The organism is Micromonospora vulcania (assembly GCF_042658605.1).
Classification (GTDB): domain Bacteria; phylum Actinomycetota; class Actinomycetes; order Mycobacteriales; family Micromonosporaceae; genus Micromonospora; species Micromonospora vulcania.
On sequence record NZ_JBHSQS010000007.1, the window covers coordinates 134865 to 153090 of the forward strand.

General features: G+C 73.1%; 20 protein-coding genes. 16 read left to right on the forward strand and 4 right to left on the reverse strand.

Going from position 1 to position 18226, the window contains the following annotated elements; genetic code table 11:
• The first annotated feature begins 4 nt into the window (after positions 1–4).
• Both ACFQGL_RS13735 and ACFQGL_RS13740 read left to right on the forward strand, forming a co-directional pair.
• Complete coding sequence (locus tag ACFQGL_RS13735; protein WP_377511008.1) at positions 5–613, forward strand: hypothetical protein; 609 nt, start codon at positions 5–7, stop codon at positions 611–613.
• A 36-nt stretch (positions 614–649) separates the two neighbouring features.
• Positions 650–1222 carry a nucleosidase gene (locus ACFQGL_RS13740; RefSeq protein ID WP_377511011.1) on the forward strand — a complete coding sequence of 191 codons (573 nt, stop codon included), beginning with the start codon at positions 650–652 and terminating at the stop codon, positions 1220–1222.
• Positions 1223–1239: 17 nt separating this feature from the next.
• On the opposite strand, the gene ACFQGL_RS13745 is transcribed toward ACFQGL_RS13740, so the two are convergent.
• Positions 1240–2415, reverse strand: a complete 1176-nt coding sequence (locus tag ACFQGL_RS13745; protein WP_377511014.1) for a low temperature requirement protein A — start codon at positions 2413–2415, stop codon at positions 1240–1242.
• A 185-nt stretch (positions 2416–2600) separates the two neighbouring features.
• Between ACFQGL_RS13745 and ACFQGL_RS13750 the strand changes: the two genes are divergently transcribed.
• From ACFQGL_RS13750 to ACFQGL_RS13765, 4 genes are all read left to right on the forward strand, one after another.
• A complete protein-coding gene (locus ACFQGL_RS13750) occupies positions 2601–3470 on the forward strand; it encodes a S1 family peptidase (RefSeq protein WP_377511017.1) in 870 nt (289 codons plus the stop codon).
• A gap of 90 nt (positions 3471–3560) precedes the next feature.
• Positions 3561–4586, forward strand: coding sequence for a sugar kinase (locus tag ACFQGL_RS13755; protein ID WP_377511020.1), 1026 nt, complete (start codon positions 3561–3563; stop codon positions 4584–4586).
• Between the two features lie 55 nt (positions 4587–4641).
• Entirely contained in the window at positions 4642–5256 is a 615-nt protein-coding gene (locus ACFQGL_RS13760) for a bifunctional 4-hydroxy-2-oxoglutarate aldolase/2-dehydro-3-deoxy-phosphogluconate aldolase (RefSeq protein ID WP_377511023.1), read from the forward strand.
• Positions 5257–5320: 64 nt separating this feature from the next.
• Positions 5321–5830: an anthrone oxygenase family protein gene (locus tag ACFQGL_RS13765; protein ID WP_377511026.1), complete on the forward strand. Its 510-nt coding sequence runs from the start codon at positions 5321–5323 to the stop codon at positions 5828–5830.
• A 41-nt stretch (positions 5831–5871) separates the two neighbouring features.
• Here the strand turns inward: ACFQGL_RS13765 and ACFQGL_RS13770 are convergent, their stop codons facing one another.
• Genes ACFQGL_RS13770 through ACFQGL_RS13780 form a run of 3 tightly spaced genes read right to left on the reverse strand, consistent with a single transcriptional unit; the run spans position 5872 to position 8479 of the window.
• Positions 5872–6357 carry a GNAT family N-acetyltransferase gene (locus ACFQGL_RS13770; RefSeq protein ID WP_377511029.1) on the reverse strand — a complete coding sequence of 162 codons (486 nt, stop codon included), beginning with the start codon at positions 6355–6357 and terminating at the stop codon, positions 5872–5874.
• Positions 6358–6398: 41 nt separating this feature from the next.
• Positions 6399–7370 carry a phosphotransferase family protein gene (locus tag ACFQGL_RS13775; protein ID WP_377511032.1) on the reverse strand — a complete coding sequence of 324 codons (972 nt, stop codon included), beginning with the start codon at positions 7368–7370 and terminating at the stop codon, positions 6399–6401.
• 35 nt (positions 7371–7405) lie between these two features.
• The gene (locus tag ACFQGL_RS13780; RefSeq protein WP_377511035.1) at positions 7406–8479 is read right to left on the reverse strand and encodes a LacI family DNA-binding transcriptional regulator; all 1074 of its coding nucleotides are present in this window, start codon (positions 8477–8479) and stop codon (positions 7406–7408) included.
• A 93-nt stretch (positions 8480–8572) separates the two neighbouring features.
• Between ACFQGL_RS13780 and ACFQGL_RS13785 the strand changes: the two genes are divergently transcribed.
• From ACFQGL_RS13785 to ACFQGL_RS13830, 10 genes are all read left to right on the forward strand, one after another.
• Complete coding sequence (locus tag ACFQGL_RS13785; RefSeq protein WP_377511038.1) at positions 8573–8917, forward strand: cupin domain-containing protein; 345 nt, start codon at positions 8573–8575, stop codon at positions 8915–8917.
• The gene (locus ACFQGL_RS13790; RefSeq protein WP_377511041.1) at positions 8910–9626 is read left to right on the forward strand and encodes a cupin domain-containing protein; all 717 of its coding nucleotides are present in this window, start codon (positions 8910–8912) and stop codon (positions 9624–9626) included. Before ACFQGL_RS13785 ends, ACFQGL_RS13790 begins: the two co-directional genes overlap by 8 nt.
• A 328-nt stretch (positions 9627–9954) precedes the next feature.
• Complete coding sequence (locus tag ACFQGL_RS13795) at positions 9955–10797, forward strand: ABC transporter permease (RefSeq protein ID WP_377511043.1); 843 nt, start codon at positions 9955–9957, stop codon at positions 10795–10797.
• Positions 10798–10821: 24 nt separating this feature from the next.
• Complete coding sequence (locus ACFQGL_RS13800) at positions 10822–11823, forward strand: ABC transporter substrate-binding protein (protein ID WP_377511046.1); 1002 nt, start codon at positions 10822–10824, stop codon at positions 11821–11823.
• A 43-nt stretch (positions 11824–11866) separates the two neighbouring features.
• Positions 11867–12622, forward strand: coding sequence for an ABC transporter ATP-binding protein (locus ACFQGL_RS13805; RefSeq protein WP_377511643.1), 756 nt, complete (start codon positions 11867–11869; stop codon positions 12620–12622).
• A 37-nt stretch (positions 12623–12659) separates the two neighbouring features.
• The gene (locus ACFQGL_RS13810; protein ID WP_377511049.1) at positions 12660–13811 is read left to right on the forward strand and encodes a Gfo/Idh/MocA family protein; all 1152 of its coding nucleotides are present in this window, start codon (positions 12660–12662) and stop codon (positions 13809–13811) included.
• The gene (locus tag ACFQGL_RS13815) at positions 13808–14962 is read left to right on the forward strand and encodes a dihydrodipicolinate synthase family protein (RefSeq protein ID WP_377511052.1); all 1155 of its coding nucleotides are present in this window, start codon (positions 13808–13810) and stop codon (positions 14960–14962) included. The genes ACFQGL_RS13810 and ACFQGL_RS13815 overlap by 4 nt, the downstream gene beginning before the upstream one ends.
• A 2-nt stretch (positions 14963–14964) precedes the next feature.
• Positions 14965–15762 carry a sugar phosphate isomerase/epimerase family protein gene (locus tag ACFQGL_RS13820; protein ID WP_377511646.1) on the forward strand — a complete coding sequence of 266 codons (798 nt, stop codon included), beginning with the start codon at positions 14965–14967 and terminating at the stop codon, positions 15760–15762.
• Entirely contained in the window at positions 15755–17002 is a 1248-nt protein-coding gene (locus ACFQGL_RS13825) for a purine-cytosine permease family protein (RefSeq protein WP_377511055.1), read from the forward strand. The genes ACFQGL_RS13820 and ACFQGL_RS13825 overlap by 8 nt, the downstream gene beginning before the upstream one ends.
• 180 nt (positions 17003–17182) lie before the next feature.
• Positions 17183–18085 carry a GNAT family N-acetyltransferase gene (locus ACFQGL_RS13830; protein ID WP_377511058.1) on the forward strand — a complete coding sequence of 301 codons (903 nt, stop codon included), beginning with the start codon at positions 17183–17185 and terminating at the stop codon, positions 18083–18085.
• Positions 18086–18226 lie beyond the last annotated feature (141 nt).

Genomic DNA, 18226 nt, shown 5'->3' on the forward strand with positions numbered 1-18226 from the left:
TGACATGGACAGCAGCGACACCGTGATCTTCGATCGGGTCGACGACCAGCCGGCGGCGGGACCCGCGGCGCACGCTCCCGAGCCGGGGACTCCGGAGCGGGACCTGACGGCGGCGCTCGCCGCTGCGGCGCCGCGCCGCTGGTGGAACCGGGCCACCCCGGTGCTCGGTGCGCTGGTGCTGGTGCTGGCCGGTTTCCTCGGCGGGGTGCAGGTGCAGCAACGCTGGGGCGAGCCGTCGAGCACCGCCGGGTCCGGGCGGGCCGGCTTCCCGGGCGGTTTCCCCACCGCCTTTCCCGGCGGGGCCGGGCGTGGCCAGAACGGCGGCACCGGCCAGAACGGCGGCGCGAGCCAGAATGGCGGCACGGCTGCGACCGGTGGCGCGAGCGCGCCGGGGACCACCAGCGGAAAGGTGAAGCTGGTCGACGGCGGGACGCTCTACCTGGAGACCACCGACGGCACCGTGATCACCGTCCGCACCACCGACGACACCGCGGTCCGTACCGCCAAGGCCAGCACGTTGACCGCTCTCAAGGCCGGACAGAGCGTCACCGTGCAGGGCGGCTCGGCGACCGACGGCACGGTCACCGCCACCACGGTCACCGCCGGGGGCTGAACCGCATTGCCGCAGGCCGGCCCGTACGATGCTCCGGTGATTCTTCGGGGTACGGTCCGTGCCGATCGTCCGCTGGTGGTGCTCGCCGTCGAGGAGGAGGCCCGGTACCTGCCGCCGGAGCTGCCGGTCCTGCTCACCGGCATCGGCAAGGTGAACGCCGCCAGCGCGGTGGCGACGGTGCTGGCCGTCGGGCCGCACCCCGCCCTGCTGCTCAACCTGGGCACGGCGGGCGCCCTGCGTCCGGGCTGGACCGGGATCCACGAGATCGCGACCGTGCTCCAGCACGACCTGGACACCGAGCTGCTGCGCGTGCTCACCGGCCAGACCTTCGGCGCGCCACTGCCGCTGGCCGTCGAGGGCGCGGTGCTGGCCACCGGCGACACGTTCGTGGCCGACGACGCCGCGCGGGACCGCCTGGCACAGCGTGCCGACCTGGTCGACATGGAGGGGTACGCGGTGGCCTGGGCCGCGGCGCAGGCCGGCGTGCCGTGCCGGCTGGTCAAGCAGGTCAGCGACGAGGCGGGGGACGGCGCGGTGCGGACCTGGCGGGAGTCGGTGGACGCCTGCGCCCGGGACCTCGCCGACTGGGCCGCGCGACACCTGGCCTGATCCCCACCCGCCCTCGGTCAGCTGCCCGGCTGCCGGGCCCGCAGCCCCGCGGTGGTCGCCCGGTCGGTGGGGTGACCCAGGGCGACCCCGGCCAGCCCGAGCGCGACGACCACGATGACCAGCACCGGGGGCCAGCCGCCGGCCCACGGAAGGATGAGCAGCGGCAGCAGCAGCCAGGCCGGCCGCCAGGGCACCATGCCGGACACCCGCCAGGTGAAGAGGTCGCGCCCGAGCACGAACAGCACCGGGCCACCGACGATCAGGATCAGCCACCGCACCGGCGTCGTACCGGTCGGCCGCTCGACGGCCAGGTCGAAGGCGGCGGCCGTGCACATCACACCGACCAGCAACACCAGATGGGTGTACGGGGCCAGCCGCGACGCCCGGCGGCGGGCCCGTGCGGAGAGGCCGCGTACCAACTCGCCGGCCCGGAAGACATAGATCTGCCAGAGCAGCAGCATGGTGACGAAGGCGCAGAGCAGGGTGATCAGCCGGGCGGTGGTGAACTCGGCCGAGCTGACCTCCAGCGTGGGCACCAGGATGACGTCGCCGAGAGCCAGGATGACGAACTGCTGGTACCGCTCGCCCAGGTGCTCGGTGGTCCGCTCGTACTGGTCCAGGGGCACCCGGCCCAGCCACGGGGTCGGGTAGCGGGCCGCCGCGGAGACCAGGTCGATCACGATGGCGATGGTCCAGAACGTCCAGTGCAGGGTGCTGGAGAGCCCGCCGGTGATCCAGAAGACACCGGACACCAGGAACCAGAACAGGAAGCGACTGGCCCGCATCACGGCCGGCCGGTGTCGCTGTCGATGCAGTGTGGTGACCAGGATGACGCCGCGTACCACGTGCGCGGTGACGTACGCGACCGCGAAGATCATCGCGTGGCCGGCGGTGGCCAGCGCCGCCGCCATGCCCACCGAGCCCAGCATGGCGACCATGAGGATGGCCTGGATCGGGCGCTGCTGCGGATCGTAGAAGTCGGTGGTGGTCGAGGTGACCGACCAGGTCCACCAGATCGCCGCCAGCATCAGCAGCACCGGTGCGGCGCCGGCCCAGGAGTCGCGGTCGGCGATCAGCTTCGAGATCAGCGCGAGGGCGGCCACGAAGACCACGTCGAAGAGCAGTTCCAGCAGCGTGGCCCGGGACGACCCGTCCGGCCGGCGTACCAGCGCCGCTGTGCCTCCGGTGGTCATGCCCGGCCTCCCGCCGCGTCTCTGGAGGATTATCGGGGCCACCGTCGCGGCCCGTACCCGGATCGGCGTTTCCCACCGACGCGCGCCGCGCTGTCGCCCACGCGACCGGCCGGAGGTTGCGGGCGCGCCAGCGGTCGGGAGATGCTTGACCGCATCCATATATCTCGATCTCCGCGGAGGTTCGGATGCGCCGCTCCCCGCTCGTCGCCCTCGTCCTGACCACCCTGCTGCTCGTCGCCCCCGGCGCGGCGCAGGCCGCCGTCCCCGACCGGGTCGCGCCAGCCGCGACCGCCGCCGACCCGGCGGCCGTGCTGGCCGGGGTACGCACGGCGGGCACCGCCTGGGGCCTCGACCCGGCCACCGGCCGGATGACCATCACCGTCGACGACACCGTCTCGGCCTCCGAGCTGACGGCGCTGCGGGCGGTGGCCGACCGGGCCGGCGCGCTGCTGCGTCGGGAGCCCGGGACGCTGCGCACCCTGATCGCCGCCGGGCAGGCGATCTACGGCGGCGGCAGCCGTTGCTCGCTCGGCGCGAACGCGCGCAGCGGCAGCACCTACTACGTGATCACCGCCGGACACTGCACCAACGTGGCCACGACCTGGTACACCGACAGCACACAGGCCACCGTGCTCGGCACCCGTGCCGGCACCAGCTATCCCACCAACGACTTCGGGGTGATCCGTTACACCGGCCGGATCGCCCATCCCAGCGCCGTCTACACCTATCCCGGCATGGTGCCGATCAACGGTCCCGGCACCGCGTACATCGGTCAGGCGGTGTGCCGCAGCGGCTCCACCACCGGGGTGCGCTGTGGCGTGGTCACCGGTCTCAACCAGACCGTCAACTACGCCAGCGGCGACGTGATCTACGGCCTGATCCGCACCAACATCTGCGCCGAGCCGGGCGACAGCGGCGGCCCGCTCTACGTGGCGGCCACCGGCACCATCCTCGGGATCCTCTCCGGAGGCAGCGGCAACTGCACCTCCGGCGGCACCACCTACTACCAGCCGATAGCGGAGGTGCTGGCCGTCTACGGGCTGACGATCCCCTGACAGCCGCTGCGCACCGCGCGACCGGTTGCTCGTCCGGTGCGACGCACCTAGGCTCGGCGGCACCCCGAACCCCCTTTCGCGAGGACGCCGATGCCGCCCGATCCCCGACCCGACCACGCGACCACCTCGGCCGGTCTCCCATCGGTCGAGGTGGCCACGGTGGGGGAGACCATGGTGGTGCTCTGCCCCGCGCCGGGCGAGCCGCTGGAGCACGCCGAACAGGTCGGTGTCGCGGTCGGCGGCGCCGAGTCCAACGTGGCCGGTTACCTGGCCCGACTCGGGCACCGGGCGGCCTGGGTGAGCCGGGTCGGCGACGACCCCTTCGGCCGGGCCGTCGTGCGGCACGTCGCCACCGCCGGGGTCCGGGTCGACCTGGTGACCGTGGACCCGGCCGCCCCCACCGGCCTGTACGTGAAGGACCCGGGCCCGGACGCCACCGCCGTGCACTACTACCGGGCCGGCTCGGCCGCGTCCCGGCTGGAAGCGGGCGTGCTGGCCGACCCACGGCTGGCCGGGGCCCGGGTGCTGCACCTGTCCGGGATCACCCCGGCGCTCTCCGCCTCCTGCCGGGCGCTCGTCGAGCACGCGGTGACCGACCGGCCGCTACCGGGCGCCCTGGTCAGCTTCGACGTCAACCACCGGGCCCGGCTCTGGTCGGCCGACCGGGCCGCGCCGGTGCTCCGCGACCTCGCCGACCGCAGCGACCTGGTCTTCGTCGGTCAGGACGAGGCGTACGCGCTGTGGGGCACCGCCGACCCGGCCGCGGTACGCCGGCTGCTGCCGGGTCCGCAGACGGTGGTGGTCAAGGACGGCGCGGTGGGTGCCACCGCGCTGCACCGAGACGCGGAGCCGGTCTTCGTCCCGACACCCCGGGTGACGGTGGTCGAGCCGGTCGGCGCCGGGGACGCGTTCGCCGCCGGCTACCTGGCCGGGCTGCTGCGTGACCTCGACCCGGTACGCCGGCTGCGCCTCGGTCACCTGGTCGCGGCGCAGGCGCTGGGCAGCAGCGGCGACAACGCGCCGGTGCCGCCGTGGGCCTGGTTCGACCGACTGCTCGCCGCTCCCGTGGACGCCTGGTCCGCACTGGACCTGACCGGCGCGCAGGTGGAGGTTTGAGCGTGGTACGGCGCAGCACCCGGCAGAACTCCCGCGACCTTGGATGGAGTGGAGCATGACCACGGTGGACTTCGAGCACGTCTTCGGCGGCGCCCGGGTGATGGCGATCCTGCGCGGCCTGCCGGTGGCGGAGACCGTCCGGCTCGCCAACCGTGCCTGGGACCTCGGCATCGACGTGGTGGAGGTGCCGGTGGCCACCGCCGACGCGGTCGCGGCGCTGCGCGCCACCGTCGAGGCGGGCAGCGAGCGCGGCCGGATCGTCGGTGCCGGCACCGTGCTCGACGTCGAGCAGGTCGCCGCCGCGGCCGATGCCGGTGCCGCGTTCACCGTCGCACCCGGTCTGGACCTCGCGATCGCCGACGCCGCCGCGGCGCGGGGCCTGCCGCACCTGCCCGGTGTGGCCACCCCGACCGAGGCTCAGCAGGCCCTGCGGCACGGTCTCACCTGGCTCAAGGCGTTCCCGGCGATCTCGCTCGGTCCGGCCTGGTTCCGGGCCATCGCGGGTCCGCTGCCGCAGCTGCGTTTCGTCGCCACCGGCGGCCTCGACGCGGGCAACGCCGGTGCGTTCCTCGCCGCGGGCGTACGGGTGGTGGCGGTCGGCTCGGCATTGACCGACCCGAACCAGCTGAACCGGCTGTCCGAACTGCTCGCTCCCGCGCCGACACCGTGAGCGAGACGCTCGCGTATGCGCCCGACGCTGTCGAGCATGGCCAGGGCGCTCGACGACCGGTGCAATGGACGACATGGGTTTCCTGCGTACCGCGAGCCTGCTGGCGGCCACTCTCACCACCGGCCTGACGGCCGGACTGTTCGTTGTGTTCAGCCACGCGATCATGCCGGCCCTGGGCCGCACCGACGACCGTACGCTGGTGCTCGCCATGCAGCGGATCAACGAGTCCATCCTGAACGGATGGTTCGCGGTCTGCTTCGGCGGAGCACTGCTGTGCACACTGCTGGCGGCGGCGCTGCACCTGGGTGCCGCGCACCGCGCGGCGCTGCCGTGGATCCTCGCCGCGCTGGCGCTGTACCTGGTGGTGCTCGGCGTCACCGCCGTCGTCAACGTGCCGCTCAACAACGTGCTGGCCCGGGCCGGTGACGTCGACCAGATTGCCGACCTGGGCTCCCTGCGGGAGCGCTTCGAGGTGGCCTGGGTACGCGGCAACGTGGTCCGGGCCGTCGTCTCGACCGGCGCGTTCGGGCTGCTCGCCTGGGCCCTGAGCGTGGCGGGGCGACACGCCGGCTGACCACGACGGGCCGGTCCGGCGGCACCAGCACGCCGGACCGGTCAGAACTCCTGGTACATCACGTGCAGGCCGACCCGGCCGAGGCTCGGATGCGCAAAGGCGCCGGGCACCGTGCCGATCACGTCGAAGCCCTCGCGCCGGTACAGCTCGACGGCCGACCGGTTGCTCTCCGCGACGGCGTTGAACTGCATGCCCGCGTACTCCCGCTGGCGGGCCCAGGCCAGCGCGTCCCGGCACAGAGCCGTGCCCACACCCCGGCCCCGGGCGTCGGCGGCGACCATGAAGCTCGCGGTGGCCACGTGCGCGCCCGGGCCGGGCTTGTTCGTTCCCATCTTCGCGGTGCCGAGCACCCGCTCGCCGTCCACGGCGACGACGGTCCGGCCCGGCGGCGGCTCCACCCAGACGGCGTACGCCGCGTCGGCGGTCATCGTCGGGTCGTAGGTGAAGGTGTCCCGGGCCCGGATCACCTCCTCGACGATCGGCCAGACCTGCGACCAGTCCTGCGCCACGAACTCCCGAATCAGCACGAGCGGCAGATTACGGACGGCCCGTCGGACGGACAACGGGTTTACCCGCCGAGCGCCGCGAGTTCCTCGTCGAGCAGCGCCGCGAGCCGGGCGTGCCGCTGCGGATGGCTGTGCGGGGTCATGGCGCGGCTGGGCATCTCCACGGTCATCAGCAGATACAGGTGCAGCCGGTAGAGACCGAGCCGACGACGGGCGGACGCGTCCAGCACCAGCGGATCGGCGCTGGCCGAGCGGTAGCCGCGCAGCAGCGGATGCTCCGGCTCGTCCTCGATCCGACGGAACAACAGCGGCGACACCAGGTCCAGTAGCGGATCGCCGTGCAGGAACCGTTCGCCGTCCACCAGCCCGCACAGCCGCAGTCGGCCGGCCGGGTCGGGCGCGGCCAACACGTTGCCGTCCCAGCAGTCGAAGTGCAGCAGCGCCGGGCGGCGCACCTCGTCCAGCACGGCGGCGTGCCGCCCGACCAGCGTGCGGAGCCGGTCCGGGCTGACCGGCAGCCGGACGCCCCAGTCGGCCGCGTCGGCGAGCAGCGCGTCGAGCATCGCGGTGAACGCCGTCCGCCAGGTCGATCCGCTGGCCCGGTCGCCGTCGTAACCGAACCGGTCGCCGGTCACCCGGTGCAGCGCGGCGAGGGCCGCGCCGAGGTCGTACCGCGCCGGGGCGTCGTCCACCGCCACGCCCGCCTCGGCCAGCTCGCGCAGCGACCGGCCGGGCAGCATCGCGGTGACCAGCCATTCGCCGTACGCCGGGTCGGTGCCGTGGTGCAGCACCGGTGGTACGGGTACCTGCGGCACCCGCTCACCGACCAGCCGGAAGTATCGCGCCTCGGCCGCACACAGCCCACGCTCGTAGCGCAGCAGTCGCGTACCGGCCGGCGGGGCGAGTTTCAACACCACCCGACGGTCGTCGTCGAGCAGCGCCGTCCAGACCGTGGCGTACCCGCCGCCGGCCAGCGGGCCCGCGTCACGTACCCGGGTCCCTGGTCCGAACGACGCGCGGACCAGGCGCGTCACGTCGTTCGTGGTGAGGGGACGTTGGGTCGGGCTGGTCACGCGGTGACGTCACCCCGGCGGGCGCGAGGAACGGAACCGGCGGCGTCGTGCCGCTGCCCCGGCGCGGGGCCGGCGGTGTCGCGGCGGATCAGCTCGGCGGGCAGCACCTCGACCCGGGGGGCCGGCGCGTCCGCGCCGAGCACCAGGGACATCGCGCGGACCCCCATGTCGACCAGCGGCAACCGCACGGTGGTCAGCGCCGGCGTCACGTCCCGGGCGATGGGCATGTCGTCGAACCCCACCACGGAGACCTGCTGCGGCACGGCCGTCGCGCGGGCCCGCAGGGTGGCGAGCGCACCAATCGCCATCGAGTCGTTGAGCGCCACGATCGCGGTCAGCTCCGGGTCGGCGTCGAGCAGCCGGGCGGTGGCCTCGGCACCGCCGTCGCGGTCGAACTCGGCGTACCGGATGCGCCGCTCGGGCAGGTCGTGGCCCTGCTCGGCGAGGGCCTGCCGGAGGCCGGCGAGCCGGTCGGTGGTGGTGGTCAGGATGCGCGGGCCGGCCACCACGCCGATCGCCCGGTGCCCCAGCTCGCACAGCTCCCGCCCGGCGAGGTAGCCACCGGCGCGGTTGTCCGGCATCACCGCGTCACCGGAGTGCTCGTGCCGGCCGATCACGGCGACCCGCCCGCCGGTCGCCTCGTACGCGGCCAGCTTCTCGTTGAGCTGTCGGGTGAACGCCTCGTCGTGGTAGCCCGAGCCGGCCAGGATCAGCGCCGCCACCTGGTGGCCGCGCAGCAGCTCCACGTACTCCAACTCACGGTCCGGGTCCCGGTAGCTGTTGCAGATCATCAACAACCGGCCCTGGTCGGTGGCGACCCGTTGCAGGCCCCGGGTGATCTCGGCGAAGTACGGGTCGGAGACGTCGTGCACGATCACGCCGACCGCGCTGCGGTGCGAGCGGGCCAGCAACTGGGCGTGGGCGTTCGGCACGTACTGGAGCTCGGCCACGGCGGCCAGCACCCGTTCGCGCAGCTCGTCGGTGACCGGTTTGCTGCTGCCGTTGATCACGCGAGAGGCGGTGGCGGGCGAGACGCCCGCGCGCCGCGCCACATCGGACAGGGTCGCCATGGCCCGCCCCCTCGGTCTGTTGACGGCATTTCGCCGTGCCGGCTAGCGTCACGGTACCGCAGAGAAAGCCCTTTCCCGCAGGGAGGCCCGGCCGTGTCCGATCGCTTCGCGGTACTCCAACTCGACGAACTGCCCGCCCGACGCTGCTCGTGCGGGACCACCCGCCGCGGCTTCGTCGCCGAAAGCGACGGCCAGGCCAGCGTGCACCTGCTCCAGGTGCAGGACGCGGTCACCCATCACCACCGGATCGCCACCGAGTACTACGTCGTGCTCGCCGGCGAGGGAGAGGTCGAGCTGGACGGCGTACGCCACCCGGCCCGGCCGATGTCCGCGTTCCTGATCAGGCCGGGTTGCCGGCACCGGGCCATCGGCGACCTCACCGTGCTGCTGGTGTCGCTGCCAGCGGCCGACGACACCGACGAGTACTTCGATGCCTGACCGGCCGGCCCCGCTGCCCGGTGGGGTCGGGGTCTCCCGGCTGCGCGTCTACGACACCGTCGCCCTGGACGGCCTGGTCGGCGGGACACCGCACGTGCACCTGTGCTGCACCGAGGGGTACGTGGTGACCGACGGCGAGGGGGCCGTGCAGACCCTGACCGCCACCGGCTTCCGGGAGACACCCCTGCGGCCGGGCACGGTCGTCTGGTTCGAGCCGGGCACCGTGCACCGCCTGGTCAACGGGGGCGGGCTGAGCATCGTGGTGCTGATGCAGAACAGCGGCCTGCCCGAGGCCGGGGACGCGGTGCTGACCTTCCCGCCCGACGTGTTGGCCGATCCGGCCGCGTACGCCGCCGCGGCCGCACTGCCCGACGGGGGAGCGCCGGGCGCGGACGTGCGGGCCGCGTACCGCCGACGTGACCTCGCGGTGACCGGCTTCCAGGCGCTGCGGTCCGGCGGGCCGACGGCGCTGGCCGCCTTCCACGCCGCCGCGGTCGCCCTGCGTCAGCCGCTGCTGGCACGGTGGCGGCAGCGGTGGGAGGCCGGCGCGGCGCTGGCCGCCGCCGGCACCGGTCGCCAACTCGACGCCCTGGAGCGAGGCGATCCCCGCCACCTGGGCGAGGCCGGGGTGTACGCGGTGGACGAGCCGGTCGAGCGGGGTCGGCTGGGCATGTGCGGCCTGCTGGACACCTACCCGGCGACCGCCTGACGGCCCATCTGCGGTCGGGGTGGTCAGCGGCGACCTGGTCGGCGCATCGCCGTCGGTCCGGGTTGGACGGCTCGCCGAATGGATCGAGGAAAGGCCTTGCCCGGCGTCGAAGCGCCGCCTACGCTCCAGGAAAGCGTTTGCCTGATCCGTCGACCGGCCTGGACCACGGGTGCTGCGCCGGGCCCCGAGGAGGTTTCGCGTGACCGAGAACTCTTTGGACACGGCGGGCCGGCAGGCCCCCGTCGACACGGTGCCTGGCGGGCGGTCAGCCGCTTCCGCCTCCGGGCCCCCCGGTGCACCGGACGCCGACGGTTCCGGTCCATCCACGGTGGCGAGACCTCCGGCCGACGGCGGTGGCCGCCCACCGCGCCCGACGCTCGGCCGCCGCGCGCTGGCCCTCGCCGACGCGCTCTGGCGCCCGGCACTGGTGCTGGCGGCGTTCTTCGCGATCTGGTGGTTCGTCGCCGCCCGGGAGTACGTGCCCAACTACCTGGTGCCCACGCCCGGCCAGGTCTGGACCACGATGACCGACCAGTGGTCCGAGTTGGCCCGGCACACCCTGGTCACCCTCTACGAGACGGTCATCGGCTTCGTGCTGGCCGCCGCGCTGGGGCTGGCCACCGCGGTCGCCATCGCCTACTCACGCACCCTGGACAAGGCGCTCTACCCGATCGTCCTGTTCGCACAGGTCATCCCGAAGATCGCCATCGCCCCGCTGCTGGTGGTCTGGTTCGGTCTCGGCCTCACCCCGAAGATCATCCTGGCCGTGCTCATCGCGTTCTTCCCGGTGGTCATCTCCGGCGTGGCCGGGCTGCGCTCCACCGACCCGGAACTACTCGACCTCTCCGCCACGATGGGCGCCGGCCCGTGGCGGACGTTCCGCAAGATCCGCTTCCCGAACGCGCTGCCCCACCTGATGGCCGGCCTCAAGGTGGCCGTCACCCTCGCGGTGGTGGGCGCCGTGGTCGGTGAGTTCGTCGGCGCCAGCGAGGGGCTCGGCTACGTCCTGTTGCTGGCCAACGGCAACCTCGACGCCCCGCTGCTGTTCGCCGACCTGATCCTGATGTCCGCCATCGGCATCGTCCTGTTCGTCCTGGTCGAGATCGCCGAGGCACTGCTCATTCCGTGGCACGCCAGCCGTCGGGCCGGCGTGTCACTCACCACCTCCTGACCGACCCCATCACGGAGGCACCGAATGAAACGCACCGCCACCACCATCCTGGCCACCGCCGCCCTGCTGTTCGCCGCCACCGGCTGCGGCGGGGACGACTCCGGCACCACCGGCGCCGACGGCAAGAAGGAGGTCACGCTCACCCTCAACTGGGTGCCCTACGGCGAGCACGCCCCGTTCTACTACGGGCTCCAGAAGGGCTTCTACTCCGCCGAGGGCATCGACCTGAAGATCCTGCCGGGCAACGGCTCGGGCAACACCGTCAAGCAGGTCGCCCAGAAGCAGACCGACTTCGGCTGGGCGGACAGCCCGGTGCTGCTCAAGTCGGTGGCCAGCGGGATGCCGGTACGCAGCCTCGGCGCGTACCTGGAGAAGGGTCCCTCCTCGGTGGAGTTCTTCGCCGAGGAGAACATCAAGACCCCGGCCGACCTGAAGGGCAAGACCGTCGGCGGTACGCCCGGCGACGCCCTCTACGCCACCTTCCCGGCCTGGCTGGAGAAGAACGGCCTCAAGCAGACCGACGTCAAGGTGGTCAACGTGGACGCGGCCGGCAAGATCGCCGCGCTGGCCGAGGGCAAGGTCGACGCCATCATGGGCTTCTTCCACGACCAGGCGCCGACGATCGAGAGCAAGACCGGCAAGAAGGTCGACGTGCTGCTCTTCGCCGACTACGGGATGAACCTGCTCGGCACCGGCCTGATCGCCAACACCCAGACCCTGCAGAAGGACCCGGAGCTGGCCCGCAAGTTCGTCCGGGCCACCCAGAAGTCCTGGGCCGAGGCCGCCCGGGATCCCGCCGGCGCGGTGAGCGCGATGGTCGCCCTGGCCGAGAACGAGCCCGCCCCCGAGGTGCTCACCAAGCAGCTCACCCTCAACGTGCCGCTGATCGGTGCCAACGGCCCGCCCGGCGTGAACACCGAGGCCCAGTGGACCGAGACGATCGACCTGATGTCCCGCTACGCGGACCTGAAGAACCCGGGTGCGCCCAACGCGTACTGGGACGCCTCGTACGCGGCCCAGGGGTGACCCGGTGACCGCCGCGCCGGTACGGACCGGCACCGCCATCGGGATGTCCGGGCTGACCGTCCGATTCACCACCCGGCGTTCGCAGACCACCGCGCTGGACGACGTGTCCCTGGACATCGAGCCGGGGGAGTTCGTCACCATCGTCGGTCCGTCCGGCTGCGGCAAGTCCACCCTGCTCAAGATCGTCGCTGGGTTGGTCAAGCCCACCAGCGGCGACGTCTCATTGCTGGACCGTCCCGTACGCGGCCCGCAGAAGGAGATCGGCTTCGTCTTTCAGAAGGCGGCGCTGCTGGAGTGGCGGGGCGCGCGGGCCAACATCCTGCTCCAGGCCGAGATGCGCGGCATGGACCGGGCACAGGCGGCCCGCCGGGCGGACGAGCTGATCGAGATGACCGGCCTGACCGGCTTCGAGAAGGCGTTGCCGCACGAGTTGTCCGGTGGCATGCAGCAGCGGGTGGCGCTCTGCCGCGCGCTGCTGCACTCCCCGCCGGTGCTGCTCATGGACGAGCCATTCGGTGCCCTGGACGCGTTGACCCGGGAGCAGATGAACGCCGAGCTGCACCGGATCTGGCGGGAGACCGGCACCACGGTCGTGCTGGTCACCCACTCCATCGCCGAGGCGGTCTTCCTCGGCACCCGGGTCGTGGTGATGAGCCCACGACCCGGCCGGATCATCCGCATCTTCCCGGTCGAACTGCCGGCGCACCGCGACTACGCGCAGGTGATGTCGGATCCCCGCTTCGACCGGCTAGCCACCGACCTGCGCGGGTTGCTCGGCAGCGCGGCCGCCAACCACTGAGCGGGATCGGCACGATCAGCACGACGGAAGGAACACCATGACCCGCAGGTCGATCGGCATCATCGTCAACGGCGTGACCGGAAGGATGGGCTACCGGCAGCACCTCGTCCGCTCGCTGCTGGCCATCCGCGCCTCCGGCGGTGTGGCGTTGGCCGACGGCACGACCATCTGGCCGGAACCGGTCCTGGTCGGGCGTAACGAGACCAAGCTCCGGGAGCTCGCCGAGCGGCACGGGCTGACCGAGTGGACCACCGACCTGACCTCGGCGCTGGCCCGCGACGACGTCGAGATCTACTTCGACGCCCAGGTCACCCAGCAGCGGGAGAAGGCGATCCGGCAGGCCATCGAGGCCGGCAAGCACATCTACACCGAGAAGCCCCTCGCCGAGGACACCGCCGGCGCGCTGGACCTGGCCCGCGCCGCCGACGCCGCCGGGATCCGTACCGGCGTGGTGCAGGACAAGCTCTTCCTGCCCGGGCTGCGTAAGCTCAAGCGGCTCATCGACGGCGGCTTCTTCGGCCGGATCCTCTCGGTGCGCGGCGAGTTCGGCTACTGGGTCTTCGAGGGAGACTGGCAGCCCGCCCAACGTCCGTCCTGGAACTACCGGCTGGAGGACGGCGGCGGCATCGTGGTCGACATGTTCCCGCACTGGCACTACGTGCTGGAGGAGCTGTTCGGCCGGGTCAACGCCGTCTCCTGCCTCACCGCGACGCACGTCCCGGAGCGGGTCGACGAGGACGGCCGCAGCTACCCGGCCACCGCCGACGACGCCGCGTACGCCATCTTCGAGCTCGACGGCGGGGTGGTCGCCCAACTCAACTCGTCCTGGGCCGTGCGGGTGTACCGCGACGAGTTGGTGGAGTTCCAGGTCGACGGCACCGAGGGCAGCGCCGTCGCCGGGCTGCGCAACTGCCGGGTCCAGCACCGGGCGGTCACCCCGAAGCCGGTGTGGAACCCGGACCTGCCGGTCACCGAGGACTTCCGCGCCCAGTGGGCCGAGGTGCCCGACAACGAGGAGTTCGACAACGGCTTCAAGGTGCAGTGGGAGGCGTTCCTGCGGCACGTGGTGGCCGGCGAGCCGTTCCGCTGGGACTTCCTGGCCGGCGCGCGCGGTGTGCAGCTCGCCGAGCTGGGGCTGCGCGCGGCCCGCGAGGGCGTCCGCGTCGAGGTGCCGGAGCTGAACTCGTGAGCGGGCCCGAGGTGGTGCTGCCCGGTGGACGGCGGCATCGGCTGGCCGGGGGGAGTGGGTTCGCCCGCCCGGCCGCGCCGGCGACCGGCCGGATCGCGTACGCCGCCGCGCACGTGGTGGCCGACCCGGGCGCGGAGAACGTGCCGGGTGCTCCCGCGGCCGTGGACTGGGACACCACGCTGGCCTTCCGGCGGCACCTCTGGTCGTACGGGCTGGGTGTCGCCGAGGCGATGGACACCGCCCAGCGGGGCATGGGGCTGGACTACCCGGCCACCCGGGAGCTGATCCGGCGCAGCGCCGCCGAGGCCCGCGCGGTGGGCGGGCGGATCGTCGCCGGGGTCGGCACCGACCAGCTTCCGGCCGGCCCGGCAACCCTGGACGCGGTCCGCGCGGCCTACCGGGAACAGCTCGATGACGTACGCGCGGCCGGCGCCCGGCCCGTGTTGATGTGCAGCCGGCACCTGGCGGCCGCGGCCCGCGGCCCGGAGGACTACCTACGGGTGTACGACGAGCTGCTGACCGCCGCCGAGGAACCGGTCGTGCTGCACTGGCTCGGGCCGATGTTCGACCCGGCGTTGACCGGCTACTGGGGCGCTACCGACCTGGACCTGGCCGCCGACACGGTGCTGGAGCTGATCAAGGCACACCAGTCCAAGGTCGACGGCATCAAGGTGTCACTGCTCGACGCCGGTCGCGAGGTGGCGTTGCGCCGCCGGCTGCCGGCCGGGGTTCGGCTCTACACCGGCGACGACTTCCACTATCCGGAGCTGATCCGGGGCGACGAGGTGGGGCACTCGGACGCGCTGCTGGGCGTGTTCGCCGCCATCGCGCCGGCCGCGGCGGCGGCGCTGGCCGCACTGGACCGGGGGGACCTGCCGGCGTACGACGAGATCTTCGCTCCGACCGTGCCGCTGGCCCGGCACCTCTTCGCGACGCCGACCTGGCACTACAAGACGGGGATCGTGTTCCTGGCCTGGCTGGCCGGGCACCAGGACCACTTCACGATGGTCGGCGGCGCGCAGTCCGGCCGTTCCCCGGCGCACCTGGCGACTCTGCTCACCCTGGCCGACGCCGCCGGGCTGCTGCCGGACGCCGAGTTGGCCGCAGCCCGCGCCCGGGCGCTCTTCACCGTGGCGGGGGTCGTCCAGTGACTCTGGAACGGTTCTCGTTCAATCAGGCGACCGCCCAGCACTGGCCGCTGCCCGACGTGGTGGCCGGCTGCGTGGCGGCCGGGGTGCCCGGCATCGGGCTGTGGCGGGAGCCGGTGGCCGAGTACGGCCTGGCCCGTTCGGCGAAGCTGGTCCGCGACGCCGGTCTCACCGTCACCTCGCTGTGCCGGGGCGGCTTCTTCTCCACCGACGACTGGCGGGCGGAGAACCTGCGGGCCATCGAGGAGGCCGCCACCCTGGGGGCACCCGAGCTGGTGCTGGTCTCCGGTGGGCTGCCGGCCGGCAGCCGGGACGTCGACGGTGCCCGACGCCGGGTCGCCGACGCGATCGGCGAGTTGGCCCCGCACGCGGCGGCGGCCGGGGTCCGGCTGGCCATCGAACCGCTGCACCCGATGTTCGCCGCCGACCGCTGCGTGATCGCCACCCTCGGCCAGGCGCTGGACATCGCCGAGCGGTACGACCCGGCGGTGGTCGGCGTGGTCGTGGACGCGTACCACATCTGGTGGGACGACACGGTATACGCGCAGATCGACCGGGCCGGCGCGCGGATCGCCGCGTTCCAGGTCTGTGACTGGGTGACCCCGCTGCCGCAGGGGGTGCTGCTCGGCCGGGCGCTGCCCGGCGACGGCTGCATCGAGCTGCGTCGGCTGCGCGAGGCGGTGGACGCGGCCGGTTACCGGGGCCCGATCGAGGTGGAGGTCTTCTCCGCCGAGGTGTGGGCACGTCCCGGTGCCGAGGTGCTGGACGCGGCGATCGCCGGCTACCTCGGCCACGTTGTCTGATCGCGTTCTCGGGGCCGGGTCGGTCTCCGGACCGGGTGCCGCCGGCCGCTCGTCGTCGTCCATCGCGGCGAACGCGGGCGAGCGGCGGTGGCCGGCGGCGGTCGGCGCGTGGCTGGGCATCGGCACCGCGGCGGCCACCCTGGTGCTCGGCGCGGCGATGGCGGCCCGGCACGGCGGCGCGGTGCCGGTGGCGGGGCTGCTGGTCGCCGGCGTGCTGATGGCGGCGCTGCTCTGGGGGCAGGGCCGGATCGGCCTGCGCCCGCCGCTCGGCGACGGTGGGACGCTGACCGCGGTGCTGCCCGCGTACCTGGGGCGGGTCTCGCGGCTGCTCCTGGCGGTCGTGCTGACCGTGTCGATGATCGGCTGGAACGGGTTCAACGTCGGCCTCGGCGGTGCCTCGCTGGCCGCCCTGACACACCTGCCAGGCTGGGCCGGACCGGCGCTGCTGGAGGTGGCGGTCCTCGTCGTCTCCTTTGCGCCGGCCCGGTTCGGCAACCGGGTCGCCGTGGTCACCACGCTCAGCGCGGTGGTGCTGGTCGGCTGGTGCCTGACCGCGCTGCCGCCGCCGGGGGCGCCGGTGCGCCTCGCCGCCGGTGGGCTCGCCGACGCCGCCGCGCTGATCGGGTACGCGGCGGTCTTCGCGCTGCGCGCACCGGACTTCAGTGTCGGCCTGGCCCGGCGGCGGGACCTCGTCTGGTGCGTGGGGCTGCTGATCGGGCCGGCCCTGCTCGGGGTGCTCGCCGGTGCCGGCCTGTGGCTGCGGACCGGCTCGGCGGACGTGGTCGCGCTGCTCGCCGCCGGATCGGGGCTGGCGGCGTACGCCAATCTGTTCGTCGCCGTGGCGGTCTTCGCCGCGGCGTTGACCACGACATACTCCGGTGCGCTGGCGCTGCGGGGGGTGACGCCGCGGGTGCCGGCGCGTGCGGCGATGCTCGGCGTGGCGGTGCTGGGGGGCGTGCTGGCGGTGGCCCGCTTCGACCGTCTCGTCCTGCCGTGGCTGACCCTGCTGGCCGCCGCGCTGCCGGTGCTGGTGGTGCCGATGGCCGTGGAGGCGGCGGCGCGTCGACGCGGTCGCGCCCCGCGTACCGTGCCCGTCTGGTCTTGGGTCCCACCGGCGCTGCTCGCGGTCGCCTGCACCCTCGCCGGCGTGGCCGTCGCCCCGCTGCTCGGGCTGGCCCTGGCCGGGGCGCTCACCCTGCTCTGGCGGCGGCATCCCCGTGAACTACCTCCCACCCCATGAGCACTCGATCATGAAGTTAATGCGGTGGCCCGCCGACAGATCCGGCTGCTAACGTCTGCGTGCGCTCTCGACGGACAGAGGAGGTGGGAACCGTGGTCAGAATGACTGTCATGTGCTCCCACCCGCTTGCGAGGGCGTCGCGGTTCTGACGGGAGCACGTCGCTACCCGGAAGGAACCACGTGACCGACCTGGTCATCCGCCCGCTCGTCGCGGGCGAGGCAGAACTCTTCGAATCCCTGCCCGATCCCGGCCTGGTGGGCTTCGCCGCCTTCGGCGACACCTACGCCGGCATGGCGGCGGCGGGCGAATACCGGCCCGAGTGGACCTGGGTGGCCCTTCGCGACGGCGTCGTCGTGGCTCGCGCCGCCTGGTGGGCCGGCCCGGACGACGCCGAACCGTTGGCGCTGGACTGGTTCGACTTCACCGAACACGACGCCGCGGTACGGCTACTGCGCGACTCGCCGCTGAGGGCCCAGTACTCCCTGAAGCTGCCCCCGGGCTGGCGCGACGATCCTGCCGTCCGGCAGCAGGCCCAGGCCCGGATCGACGCTGCGGAGGCCGCCGGCCTGTCCCTGCTCGTCGAACGTTACCGATACCGGTGGACGCCGGACTGTGGCATTCCAGACCGTCCCGGCCGTCTCGTGTTCCGCCCCGAACCCGATGACGCGGTGATCCTCGACGTCTTCCGTCGGATTCATCAGGGCAGTCTCGACGCGCACGTACGTCGCACCATCGCCACGTCCGGCCTGGACGCAGCGGCCCAGGAGGACCTGGACTATCTGCGCTGGATGCCCAGCCCACGCGACTGGTGGCGGCTGGCCTACACCCCGGACGGGGACCTGGTCGGCCTGAGCGCCCCCTGCCGCAATCACGGCGACCCGCTCATCGGTTACATCGGCGTGGTGCCCGAGCACCGCGGCCAGGGATACGCCTACGACCTGCTCGTCGAGGCCACCCACCTGCTCGCCGAGGAGGGTGTGGACCGGATCGTGGCCGGCACCGATCAGACCAACCACCCGATGGCCGTCACCTTTGCCAAGGTCGGCTACCCGATCGCCCAGGAACGCATCGACCTGATCTGATCGGCGCCGCACGGCGCGCGTGCCTGCGTGCCTGATCCGCGCAGCATCCAGGATGTAGTGGCATACCGCACGCCTGAGGCCACTGCGTCCTGGATGTTGTGGGCAATCCGATGGCCCGGACGCACGCGGATGCCGGCGGTG